The sequence below is a fragment of the Bradyrhizobium sp. LeoB3 genome (genome assembly GCF_055456055.1).
The window spans coordinates 31,105-41,670 of sequence record NZ_JBVBEF010000070.1 but is presented as its reverse complement, the minus strand read 5'-3'; the positions used below and the strand labels follow the sequence as shown (position 1 = coordinate 41,670).

The following is a 10,566-nucleotide window of genomic DNA, read 5'->3' as shown; positions in this document are numbered from 1 at the left end:
GACCCTGCAGCCTCCGCCGCAAGACCATCAACTGATGTCGAAGCGCCGCGTTCTCAGCTTCAAGCTGCAACCTCGACTTGAACGGCGAGGTCACGACGGCCAGCACGAAACAGAGAAGCCCGATCATCCCGCCACCTTAGCCGAATCCGTCACATCATCAACTCGGACAAGGTTTTCGGTACACGCAGCGACCATCAGGGCCGCCGCCAAACAGGCGAGCCCGATGATGTAAGGCATGTCGCGTTTCTCACGCGCCGTCATCATCGCATCCTGTCTCAGGAGAGGTGCGCTAACTTTCCTGGGGAGGAGCGCCGGGGCTGCGCTTCCTCTGCGGTCGATCATTGGGCTCAAGGCGGCTAATGAATCAACGCTCTTTCCGGGGAAGAAAGAACGACCCGCCGAGGCGGGTCGTCCGGCGCTATCGCCTTTGTGCAGTGTAAAGCTCACGCTCCCTGCGCACGTCTTCGGCTCCGTAGGGTTTGGCCGACGGATCGAAACTCTTCCAACCCGACTTTCGCCAAGCGGAGCTGCGGTCGCGGAGATTCACAGCGGACTGATCGAGGATTGACTCCAGCCGTCCTCGATCGGCGTCAGCAACCCGCGCTGATACCAGTGTACCACCGCGACGAACGCCCTCGGCGTATAGCGGAGCCTCTTCCTCCGAGACCCCTGCTTGGGTCAAGGCGCCAACAACACCGCCAGTGGCAGCACCAGCAGCCGCGCCCGCCGCCGTGGAGACGAGCCACCCGGCCGCCACCACAGGTCCTAGACCCGGAATGGCGAGCAACCCGAGCCCCGTTAACAATCCAGCCGCAGCTCCAACTCCGGCACCGATTCCGGCGCCTTTACCGGCACCTTCGGCGCGATCATCCACGCCGTCGGCATCACGATCCACCTTTCTATCGGCGCTGTACCAGTTGTCCGAATTATTGGCGACAATGCTGATGTCAGAGTGAGGCACGCCTGCCGCCTCCAGGCCGGTAACGGCCCGTTGCGCATCGGCGTAGTTGTCATAAAGGCGCGAAATTGTAACGGTCATGTCGAGGTGCCCTCTTACTTAGCCGAGTTTACGTTGCCTTGAAAATCCAAGCTGACATCGGTCGGCGAGCCGCCTTTGTTGGCCCTGGCGCGCCACACGCCGTCGTCGTCCTTTTTCAGAGACGTGACATTCGAGTAGCCCGCCTGCTCGATCCTCGACTTTGCCTGGCTCTCGGTGAAGCTGTTGCGGCCAGCCACGGGGGCGCTCGCATTGTTTTGTCCCGAACTGTTAACAGCACTGTTGTTCGGGCCAGATTGGGCGGGTGGATTTTGCCCTATCGCCGGGCTCGCTGAGAGCACCGCAGTCGCCAACACTGCCAGTAAGGTACGCTTCATTTGTTATGGTCCTCGTTGGAAGATGCAGAGGTCCAACAACTGAGCGCTGAATGGTGTGTTCCTATTTTTCCCAGTCGACGCTGTCGCATCCGCGCACCGAGTCATGTCTCATAAAAGAGAGCCCCCGTTCCGTCGGTGGCTTCTGCATTGTCGCAACTGAAGGCCAAAGGAGAGATATCCCCATCAGCCGGAGCCAACCTGCGATGCCGACCGGGAGTTCAATCACGTACATTAAGAGGGCGGAGTTTGACCGCCCCGGCGCCCGAGGAATCAGCAGGGTTTGCGCCGGGGCGTCGCTTGCTCTCGGCTGACCCTTTCGGAGCACCCTGGTGATCAGCGGGAGAGAGCGCTTGCCGAAACAAGGCACACTCGATGCCGCGCGTCTGTGCACTTTGTAACCAAAGCTAAGGAAAAAAATGACCGTGCGGAGTGGCGCGATCATTTAGCTGGTTAGGTCGGGCTGCGTTCACCTTGCTCTACGACGAGCTCTCGGCAAATCGGGCAGGTGATGACTTCCCCCTCGGCCTGGTAAGCCGTGTCGGCCGGGACATCCTTCCCGCAAAGCGTCCAGAGCACCCTGACGCCGGGATGTATGTCGGCGCCCTCACAGGCATGCACAACGCCGCGACCATCGCGCCAATAGATCGGCTTGCCGTCGATGGTGCGAAAGCTGGTCGCCGGCTCCGGCTCCGACCACTCGCCTGGTTCGATCGAGCTGTCGATCTCCTCGCCGGGAATCCGACGCATGTGGCTCCCGGTCGTCGAGATTGATTCGAAACCCTCGGGCAGGTCTGGCGGTGTCTTCTCATCGCTCGGATTGCAGGCCGGGCAAGGCATGCCGGCGCCGCCGCAGGTGCAGGCGTGCTCGCCCAGCCACGGCTTGGCTGGATGGTTCTCGCAGACCCAGCGGCAATTGTCGCAGCGCGCGCACCACTTCATTTCAGAGGTCCTCCCTCAGGCCTTTGAGGCGCCGCACCTTGCATTCGGCCGATGTCGCTCGCTGGTTGCGGGCACGCGGATTCTCAGCCTGCATGCCTCCGGCCAGCCGCGCGCAAACACCGCCGGAACAGATCCGCGGCTGCTCACTTACTCTCTGCTGCTGCCACTGTACATTGCCTGGTGACGCTATGAGAGAAGGCGATCGCATCATTCTGCTGCTTCGTATTACCAAGAATCTATCAGACCGTCTTACGCAGGGTGTCCGCTTGAGTCGTACTGCCGAGGATCTGTCAGCCCGCCTTCAGCAGGTGGCGCGCTTGAGAGCAAAACTGGAAGGACGCCTCGGGCGGCGACCACCTGATCGGATCGCCTGAGCTTAGGAACTCGAATTCCAGCTGACTACCTGAACGAGACGCGCGGCTGATCGTTGTCGATGTTCCAGCGGGCCGTCATCAGGTCCTCTGGCTAGCCAATCTCGACCTCCAGCAGCACCATTGCGACTGCGACGGGCCTTGGTCGCTGCAGAAAAACGATAGTCTTCTTCGTTTTTGCACCGCTGGCAGATAAGGAACAAAGGGTCCGCGCGCGAAGTTGGATGGGTGCGCACAGACGATCACCAACCGGGTGTGCGCTACCCCCTCGCAGCTCGGTCTTACCCCCGGCCGGGCTGCGTTTTATGCCCGCAATGGCCGGCGGTCGGGATTCAATCGCTCGGATCTACCGAGGAGGCCGCGATCGCTTGCTCTACATCCCTGACCAACGCTCGGTGGTGTTCGGCAAGCTTGGCAAAGAGTGCTTTCTTCGTCGCGTTGGTCGCGAGCTTGCTGATTAGATCGCACTCGTCGGCTTCATTCCGAAGCTTTTCCAAGTGCGCTTGCATGTCTTTCATTTCGCCTGACCAAACTTAGGGCTTCGTCCAGCTCAGCTGCCGTTCGGCTTGCCTCGCTTGCCGGAGCAGCTTATCCCGCTCGGCGCCCGGTGCAAGATTTCTGGCGCGCGTGCGAGCCTGCTGGGCTGAGCTGACGAGCCGCTCCCGCAGCGAGCCGATCGGCTTGGATCGATGTCGCTTTCGTTTGCATCCCATGCAGAATTTTTATCGCCGGTCTGCCCGGATACATTAAATTATGTAAATGCCCTGCGCACGAGGCCTTGATGAGGCGCAGCGGCATGCGTCCCGCGTCCAAGAGGAAAATTCATCAGGTCTCGACGCTGACCAGCTCGAACGGTTACGCAGGTCGATGCGCTTCAGCACCGCATGGACGTCTCGATTGTCCAGCAGTCCCAGCAGCCGATGAACGGTGACGGTGGCGTCGCGCGGCTGTCCCGGCTCTATGTTCTCACCGAGCACACGACGGGCAGCTTGAACGGCGTCGACAATGATCTCGTAATCGGTGCGCACGAATAAGCTCAATCGGTACCATCTTCCTTTGTGATCGTGTCAGCCTTAAAGCCCTCCTGTGTGTACCGAAAACCTCATCCGAGTGTGATGCCGCGTTGGAATCACCTAAGCTGGCGGGATGATCGGGCTGTTCTGCTTCGCCCTCGCCGTCCTGGCCTCGCCATTCAGGTCGAAGTTACGGCTTGAAGCCGAGAACGCGGTGCTGCGACATCAGTTGATTGTCTTGAGGCGCAGGCCGCGTGGTCGCGTTCGCCTCACGAACCATGATCGCTGGTTCTTTATCCAGCTGTATCGTTGGTTTCCAGCAATCCTGCAGGTTCTCACGATCATCCGGCCCGAAACGCTGGTGCGTTGGCACAGAGCCGGATTCCGCTGCTACTGGCGTTGGAAGTCGCGCCCACGGGGAGGGCGACCGCAGATCGAAACGGAGCTGCGCGTCTTGATCCGGCGGATGAGCGTCGAAAATCCGCTTTGGGGCGCACCTCGCATCCACGGCGAACTGCTCAAGCTCGGGTTTCAGGTCGCGGAGTCGAGCGTCGCCAGGTACATGGTCAAAGGGCGAGGGCGGCGCAGCCATGGATGGCGGATCTTCTTGCACAATCACGCGCCAGACATTGCTGCCATGGACTTATTCGTTGTCCCAACAATTGGCTTCAAACTGCTCTATGCCTTCGTCGTCGTTCGGCTGGACCGCAGAGATCTTGTCTGGATCAACGTCACAGCACATCCAACCGCCGAATGGGTCGCGCGTCAACTAACGGAGGCATTCCCCTGGAACGAGGCTCCGCGCTACATGATCCGGGACCGGGATTGCATCTACGGTGCCGTCGTCACACGCCGACTGCGTGCCATGGGTATCCGGGACAAGCCCATTGCACCTGCCTCACCCTGGCAGAATGGCTTTGTCGAACGGCTGATCGGATCGATCCGGCGTGAATGTGTGGACCACATCATTGTCCTGGGCGAGGCACATCTGCACCGGATTCTGAAATCCTACGCTCGCTACTATAATGCGACGCGCACACACTTGGCTTTGGGCAAGGATGCGCCCGTTTCTCGCCCAGTTCAGCGAACCGGTGAAGTCAGGGCACTTGCTATCCTGGGCGGACTTCATCACCACTACCGCAGGGGTTAGGTTTTCGGTACACAGAGGGGCATCCGTCGCGGCACGCCGGGTTTGAACAGTTTAACGACCTGACCGGTTGTCCAGGCGTAGGCTTCGGAGAAGGCGCCTTCACCGATCTTTTCCCCCAGCGATCCCTGCATGCCCGTTCTCCGCCGTGTAGAGAAAACACCGGCGGCGGGCAAAAAGGAACCCCTCCCGTCGCGGGGCCGCCAGACACTATGATCGCCTTTCAACCCGCAGAGACCTTCGTCCACGCCGCTAAATGGTGCAAGGTCTGGTTATGGCCGATTGTGTTGAAAAAGTCGAAATAGTACCAGCGCAAAAATCTCGATGAAATCAGCTCGGGGGGACTCCGGTAAGAAAAGCCTTCACGGCAAAGCTAGGAAGATCGCAGAGCGATCCAGCGTAGATTGACGTGGTCCCTCGTGTCTAACGGCGCCGACCGCATCGGTAGCCCTTAGAAAATAGGCATGCGCGCCACATCGGACTTTTTCAACAGAATCGGCCCGGAAGGGACATCGGATGCTAGCCAACGTGCTCTCTGGTAGGGTTTGGTTCATTTCGGAGTAGAACTTGCCCGATTTTCGGGTCACGCGAGGCCGAATCGATGAGTGAAACCCTTCAAGTCACGGGTAAAAATGGGCTGTTGGATTTACACATTCTGAGCCGGAAAACGCCGCGCGCGTTTCGAGATATGGTACTCGTGCGAACCACCGCCGCCGCGCTCAACTATCGTGACCTCGCACTCATCGTCGGCACCTCAACGGCAGGGCCGTCGATTCCGTATACACCGCTATCTGACGCGTGCGGAATGGTCGAAGAAGTGGGCGAGGATGTTATTGGACTCAGACCCGGTGACCGGGTTTGCTCTACCTTCTTTCCGACTTGGCAATCCGGCCGCCTTGCACCTGAAAAGCTCAGCATGCTTGGTGCCTCGGAACTCGGTGTTGGGCAGCAACATTTCCTTTTGCCACAATCTGCGCTTGCTCGACCGCCGGATTTCCTGACGGATATTCAGGCGGCTACGTTGCCCTGCGCAGCTTTGACAGCCTGGCGGGCTGTTCTAGACGGCACCGGCCTACTTCCCGGCGAGACCATATTGCTGCAAGGGACTGGAGGAGTATCGATTTTCGCGCTTCAGTTCGCCCTCGCTGCGGGCCTGCGTGCTATCATAACCTCGTCATCAGATGAAAAATTGGAGCGTGCAAAGGCGTTGGGCGCTACCGATGGAATCAATTATCGTTCCAAACCGGATTGGGCGGCAGAGGCGCTGCAACTGACCGACGGAAAGGGTGTTGATCTCGTTGTCGAAGTCGGTGGTGCCGGAACACTCGCACAAAGTATCCGAGCCGTGCGTCTGGAAGGCACAATTTCTCTTGTAGGGATGCTGACAGGAGGTACTCAGCCGCTCGATGTTCGAACGATCTACATGAAAAATGTGATTGTACGAGGCATTACCGTCGGCTCGATCGAGATGTTTCACCGCATGTGCAAAGCGATCTCGGCGCACAATATAGAACCCGTGGTCTGCAAGGTATTTCCGTGGCGTGAAGCTCGCTCAGCCTTTGAAGCGCTGAAGCAAGGAGGGCATTTCGGAAAAATCGTACTCGATTTTACCACATAGCGGCGGAGCGTTCCGGATCGGGTTATGTCCGGGTTTGGCCCTTCTCGACGGTCCGCGACATTGCTCGAATGTCGGCTGTCAGGTGGAATCCTGACCCGGTTGGGACCGGGTTCAATCGCTGCTTGTGACCCTGGCTGTGTAAAAACACGGAAGATCGAAACGCGGCGAGAATTACATTCTTCAGTTCGTTCTTAAAGTTGAGTGCGCTTGCAAGTTTGACGTCTAAGACAGTCTTGGACGAACAACTTCTTCTATCGCCGTCAAGCGCCTTGGCGTTTTCACACAGCCAAGACCCAAAGGCGACCTCCGCGCTAAGCGTTGGGTCCCCCCCGGTTTCTTCTGTCCAACCGAGATCCGCAAACTCCGATTGATGCTTTGATCGGCAACTGACGGAGCGTGTCCCGAGGAGGGATGTTTCTAAGCGGGGCAGCTACCTCAACCACAGCTTGAGCGGGATCGCCTCCCGATCGGGGCAATCCATGGTCCCGGTGTAGAAGTCTGATAGTCGCCCACTGTAGGCGCATTCAACGCCTGCTACCAGCAACGTTGCACGCAATTCAGATGATGAGGCTGATATGTGAAGTCGCATTTCGCCGGTTTTTTCCTCCGGGCCATACTGAGTGCACAGGCCGATGTGTTTCATCGCAAATGGTCCGGAGTATTCCTTTGTAGGATCGGAGGCCGCTTTCGGGACGGTAGCGGTCAACTCCCACTCGCCGAGTACGCCAGCGTATCCGATCACCTCAAGCGATTGAGCGGCGACCCGGGTCGCGAAAGCACTCAAAACGATGACTAGAAAGAATGTTCTCACGACACCCTACCGTCCCGCTCCGCGCGTCCTTCAATGCTTCGCCAGAAATGCACGCGCGTCGGCGACCTCGGTCCGAGAATCATCCGCAGCCTCGGCGATCGCGACAACCTTGCTGTAGTATTCTCGAGCTTTGCCGGACTCGCCGGACTTCTCGGCGGCCTTCGCCGCGCCCACATAGGCGCCCAGCCGGTTCGGCTCCTTCTTTAAGGTCGCTTCAAAAGCGAGGAGCGCGTCCTTCGCGTTACCGCTCTCGAGCAGCATGACACCGTAGAGTTCGCGCGCCGGCTTTGGTACGCCCGGTGTCACCGGGTGTTTCTCAGTCTTGTCCTCCGCCTCGGCGGCAGCACTCATCGCTTTCAACGCGTCGTCGTGCTTGCCCTCGGCATAGAGCAGCCAGGCCGTCGCGACCTGCCCTTGAATATCCACCTGCTCTGACCAATAAGCATCTTTCGCATCTCGCAGTTTGTCGCGCAACTCGGCGAGCCTTGCGATATCGACCTTTGCAGCGTCAGGATTGCCCGAGCGAGCTGCGCCTAGCGCTCGTGCGAAATAGGTGATCGCCTGCACATTAGCCAACGGGCTGGCACGAACTTGTAGCGCCGCGGCGGCTTTCCAATCGCCGCGTTCTATCGCGTAGCGGGCTGGCGAGGCAGCCAGTGCGTACGGCCCGGCTATGAACGTCTCGGTGAACCCCGTGACGCTGTTCATCTCGTCGATAACGGCTGCCGCCCTCTTGTCTTGCCCAAGTTGTAGATAGGCGTAGACTAGGTAATCCATCGCATGGAGCTGATCGTGACCCTCTTTGTCCGCGCTCGCGACACGCGACGACTCGACATTGGACGAAATCGACTCTTTCCAATAGCCGACGCGCGTGAAGATGTGTGACGGCATATGCTGAGCATGCGCTGCCGCTGGCGCAACTTTGGCGTAGCGGCGGGCTGCCTCGAGGCCCTTTTCAGCGATGGGCGGATAGTCATACAGGTGGATTAAGTAATGCGCCACGCCGGGATGTTGTGGCTGGCGTATTGCTATCGGCTCGAGGATCGCGGCGCCTTTGAGCTGATTGGCGTAGGTTTTGTCGGCCGGTGAAGCCGAAGTGTTCAGGGCGAGCGCATAGTAGATCTGCGCTTCGTCATCGTCAGGATAGCGCTGGGCCAGTTGCGCCATGGCCGCGGTGTACGCTTGCATGCGCGTACGGTGATCGACTTTTTCATAGTCTGCGTACATAACGCCGAGTGCATCGAGGTAGTCGCGTTCGCGCTGGGTCTTGGCGCCGACGGTCTTTGCTTTCGCCAACACGGCAGCGCCCTCCGCGAGATTTTTTGCCGGCGTCGGAGCGTGAGGATTCCACAATAGACTTAGCGCGATACCCCAATAGGCGATGCCGCATTCGGGATCGGCCTTCAGCGCATCCTCAAATACTTTTTGGGATGCGCGATACCAGAAGGAATGCTGAAAGAGCATTCCGCGATCGAATAATTTCTGCGCGTCAGATCCGCAGGATGTCTCGAAATGTACCGTTCCAAGCCTTTCGTCGCCCGATTGTCCCAACGCCGGTTGCGCGAATGAAAGTCCCACCGCGGCCGTGGCAGCAAGTGCGAATGGTGTTTTGATCATAATCAAGCTCCAGGCAAAAGACTTCGAAAGTCCCCGAGCATCGCGCAGGTTAGGCCCATTTCCTGAGATCGGCTATGCCATCCGACTCCGAAAGGTGAAAAGTGGTGATGCCCTTCTTCGTGAGACAGGTCAGCGGTGATGACGGATTATAGGTGCGAATTAGCCCAACAAGCCTTCGCAGTTACAGATGGGGAGGCCGCCCTGCGCTCCGGGCGGGGCTGGGGCGTTAAGCCCGAGGGCCGCCCAACTGTACGGCCGGGGTCTGAGAATGCTGATAGCCCGAAAGAGGCTCCGCATTGGGATTCTAAGCGAGACTCAGAAACGAAAGAGGCCGCTTGTCGGCGACCATTGCCGGTTTTCATTCAGCTATGCCGCCGCCCGATCTTCGTTGTCCTTGCCACTCAATCCAGCCGGTCGCGCGCGGGAACCATCCAACTCGGATAATGTTTCTACGGTAGAGGGAGCCCCTCATGCGTAACGAGCGGAGCAGCCACCATAGCGCTATCGTATTTTTCGCGATCGCGGTGATGATCGCGATACTCGCGGCATTCGTGACGACGCTTGAGCGGGTCGACACCAGAACGGCTAACAACGAGACCCCGCCCGGCACGACGGGCCTTGCTAAACCGCACGCGCCACTGGACCGCGCACCAGGTCAGCCGGCGCTAAGCGACGGAGTGGCCACATCTCCGCCGGCCGCCAATTCCGTGTCTGCCCCTCCGAAAAAGGAGTAAAGTGCCCCTGGGTCACATCCGAGGAGCAACAACATGACCCTACAAATCTCCGAAGTAGCTCCCACCAGGATCGGCCGGCGTGTCTTCGCGATCATGGGCAACACGCCACCCCGAGATCCCGATGACGACGAAGAGGACGAAGAGCAAGACGACGAGCAAGACGACGAAGAGAACCGAACCGACGAACCGCCGGTCGTGCGCGAGCCGGACGAAGACTAAGCAGGATGCTTATGATCAACGTAGCCTGATTTCGGAGAGCGTGATCCCCAGCCTACGTGCGGCGCGCTGGCTTGTCCGGCGTCAAGGTCGTTCTAATTCGGAGAGCAGCGGGGAGACGTTGAATGGACCACGGTTCTTGGCTGGGCCATCTCTCGGCGTTCGCTGGTGCAGGAGGCGAGCGTGACCTTGTTTTCGGCGGCGTGCTCCAGATGGCGTTTCAGCCAATCTGGCGAGGCCGATTCAGCGGTGGAAGGCGGCTTCGCTCCGGGCGTGACACGCTGGAACCTGAAAGACCGGGTAGCGGCTTCGGCATCAAATTGAACTGGCCTGGACTCGTGATGGTCGCGCTTGGCGGCGCTTTCTTGCTGGCTGGAGCTGCCATCTGAGTTGAAACGAATGTCTCGGCCGTTGCCCGTTATCCAGGGCGGCCTTAGGCTAGAGCCAGGTCTCTTCTTGGCCCATCAGCGAAGTGGCTGCGCGCCTCTTCGAGACACGGGGGCATAGCGGACTAGATTTGCTCACGTTGAGTTCTTCGCATTTTGACCGATTCTGTTGAAAAAGTCCTATGTGGCGCGTACGCCTATTTTCTAAGGGCTACCGGTGCGGTCGACGCCGTTAGACACGGTGGACCACGTCAATCTACATTGGATCGCTCTGCGATCTTCCTAGCTTTGCTGTGAAGGCTTTTCTTGCCGGAGTTCGCCCCGAGCTGATTTCAGCGAG

General features: G+C 59.0%; 12 protein-coding genes. 4 read left to right on the top strand and 8 right to left on the bottom strand.

Going from position 1 to position 10,566, the window contains the following annotated elements:
• Positions 1 to 123: 123 nt before the first annotated feature.
• The 5 genes from ACZXDY_RS32490 to ACZXDY_RS32470 all read right to left on the bottom strand — a co-directional run bounded on the left by ACZXDY_RS32490 (position 124) and on the right by ACZXDY_RS32470 (position 3,202).
• Positions 124 to 261 carry a hypothetical protein gene (locus ACZXDY_RS32490; RefSeq protein WP_464348336.1) on the bottom strand — a complete coding sequence of 46 codons (138 nt, stop codon included), beginning with the start codon at positions 259 to 261 and terminating at the stop codon, positions 124 to 126.
• 157 nt (positions 262 to 418) lie between these two features.
• A complete protein-coding gene (locus ACZXDY_RS32485) occupies positions 419 to 1,039 on the bottom strand; it encodes a general stress protein (RefSeq protein WP_464348335.1) in 621 nt (206 codons plus the stop codon).
• A gap of 14 nt (positions 1,040 to 1,053) precedes the next feature.
• A complete protein-coding gene (locus ACZXDY_RS32480) occupies positions 1,054 to 1,374 on the bottom strand; it encodes a hypothetical protein (protein WP_464348334.1) in 321 nt (106 codons plus the stop codon).
• A gap of 450 nt (positions 1,375 to 1,824) precedes the next feature.
• On the bottom strand, positions 1,825 to 2,313 hold the full coding sequence (locus ACZXDY_RS32475; protein WP_464348333.1) for a hypothetical protein: 489 nt from the start codon (positions 2,311 to 2,313) through the stop codon (positions 1,825 to 1,827).
• 703 nt (positions 2,314 to 3,016) lie between these two features.
• Positions 3,017 to 3,202, bottom strand: a complete 186-nt coding sequence (locus ACZXDY_RS32470; RefSeq protein WP_028168919.1) for a hypothetical protein — start codon at positions 3,200 to 3,202, stop codon at positions 3,017 to 3,019.
• Positions 3,203 to 3,568: 366 nt separating this feature from the next.
• Between ACZXDY_RS32470 and ACZXDY_RS32465 the strand changes: the two genes are divergently transcribed.
• Together ACZXDY_RS32465 and ACZXDY_RS32460 are read left to right on the top strand one after the other, a co-directional pair.
• Positions 3,569 to 3,718, top strand: coding sequence for a hypothetical protein (locus ACZXDY_RS32465; protein WP_464348332.1), 150 nt, complete (start codon positions 3,569 to 3,571; stop codon positions 3,716 to 3,718).
• Between the two features lie 112 nt (positions 3,719 to 3,830).
• The gene (locus ACZXDY_RS32460) at positions 3,831 to 4,847 is read left to right on the top strand and encodes an integrase core domain-containing protein (RefSeq protein WP_464348331.1); all 1,017 of its coding nucleotides are present in this window, start codon (positions 3,831 to 3,833) and stop codon (positions 4,845 to 4,847) included.
• On the opposite strand, the gene ACZXDY_RS32455 is transcribed toward ACZXDY_RS32460, so the two are convergent.
• Positions 4,844 to 4,978 carry a hypothetical protein gene (locus ACZXDY_RS32455; RefSeq protein ID WP_464348330.1) on the bottom strand — a complete coding sequence of 45 codons (135 nt, stop codon included), beginning with the start codon at positions 4,976 to 4,978 and terminating at the stop codon, positions 4,844 to 4,846. The two genes, ACZXDY_RS32460 and ACZXDY_RS32455, sit on opposite strands and share 4 nt — an antisense overlap.
• 467 nt (positions 4,979 to 5,445) lie before the next feature.
• On the opposite strand from ACZXDY_RS32455, the gene ACZXDY_RS32450 reads away from it, so the two are divergent.
• Entirely contained in the window at positions 5,446 to 6,462 is a 1,017-nt protein-coding gene (locus tag ACZXDY_RS32450) for a zinc-dependent alcohol dehydrogenase family protein (protein WP_464348329.1), read from the top strand.
• A gap of 430 nt (positions 6,463 to 6,892) precedes the next feature.
• Here the strand turns inward: ACZXDY_RS32450 and ACZXDY_RS32445 are convergent, their stop codons facing one another.
• Both ACZXDY_RS32445 and ACZXDY_RS32440 read right to left on the bottom strand, forming a co-directional pair.
• Complete coding sequence (locus ACZXDY_RS32445; protein ID WP_464348328.1) at positions 6,893 to 7,273, bottom strand: hypothetical protein; 381 nt, start codon at positions 7,271 to 7,273, stop codon at positions 6,893 to 6,895.
• A 30-nt stretch (positions 7,274 to 7,303) separates the two neighbouring features.
• Positions 7,304 to 8,890, bottom strand: a complete 1,587-nt coding sequence (locus ACZXDY_RS32440) for a tetratricopeptide repeat protein (RefSeq protein WP_464348327.1) — start codon at positions 8,888 to 8,890, stop codon at positions 7,304 to 7,306.
• A gap of 767 nt (positions 8,891 to 9,657) precedes the next feature.
• On the opposite strand from ACZXDY_RS32440, the gene ACZXDY_RS32435 reads away from it, so the two are divergent.
• Entirely contained in the window at positions 9,658 to 9,843 is a 186-nt protein-coding gene (locus ACZXDY_RS32435; RefSeq protein WP_464348340.1) for a hypothetical protein, read from the top strand.
• Positions 9,844 to 10,566: the final 723 nt, after the last annotated feature.

Excerpts from the sequence above, each read along its gene's own strand:
- ACZXDY_RS32480 (WP_464348334.1), bottom strand. The coding sequence starts at position 1,374 with ATGAAGCGTACCTTACTGGCAGTGTTGGCGACTGCGGTGCTCTCAGCG.
- ACZXDY_RS32460 (WP_464348331.1), top strand. The coding sequence starts at position 3,831 with ATGATCGGGCTGTTCTGCTTCGCCCTCGCCGTCCTGGCCTCGCCATTC.
- ACZXDY_RS32465 (WP_464348332.1), top strand. The coding sequence starts at position 3,569 with ATGGACGTCTCGATTGTCCAGCAGTCCCAGCAGCCGATGAACGGTGAC.
- ACZXDY_RS32475 (WP_464348333.1), bottom strand. The coding sequence starts at position 2,313 with ATGAAGTGGTGCGCGCGCTGCGACAATTGCCGCTGGGTCTGCGAGAAC.
- ACZXDY_RS32435 (WP_464348340.1), top strand. The coding sequence starts at position 9,658 with ATGACCCTACAAATCTCCGAAGTAGCTCCCACCAGGATCGGCCGGCGT.
- ACZXDY_RS32440 (WP_464348327.1), bottom strand. The coding sequence starts at position 8,890 with ATGATCAAAACACCATTCGCACTTGCTGCCACGGCCGCGGTGGGACTT.
- ACZXDY_RS32470 (WP_028168919.1), bottom strand. The coding sequence starts at position 3,202 with ATGAAAGACATGCAAGCGCACTTGGAAAAGCTTCGGAATGAAGCCGAC.
- ACZXDY_RS32455 (WP_464348330.1), bottom strand. The coding sequence starts at position 4,978 with ATGCAGGGATCGCTGGGGGAAAAGATCGGTGAAGGCGCCTTCTCCGAA.
- ACZXDY_RS32450 (WP_464348329.1), top strand. The coding sequence starts at position 5,446 with ATGAGTGAAACCCTTCAAGTCACGGGTAAAAATGGGCTGTTGGATTTA.
- ACZXDY_RS32490 (WP_464348336.1), bottom strand. The coding sequence starts at position 261 with ATGACGGCGCGTGAGAAACGCGACATGCCTTACATCATCGGGCTCGCC.
- ACZXDY_RS32485 (WP_464348335.1), bottom strand. The coding sequence starts at position 1,039 with ATGACCGTTACAATTTCGCGCCTTTATGACAACTACGCCGATGCGCAA.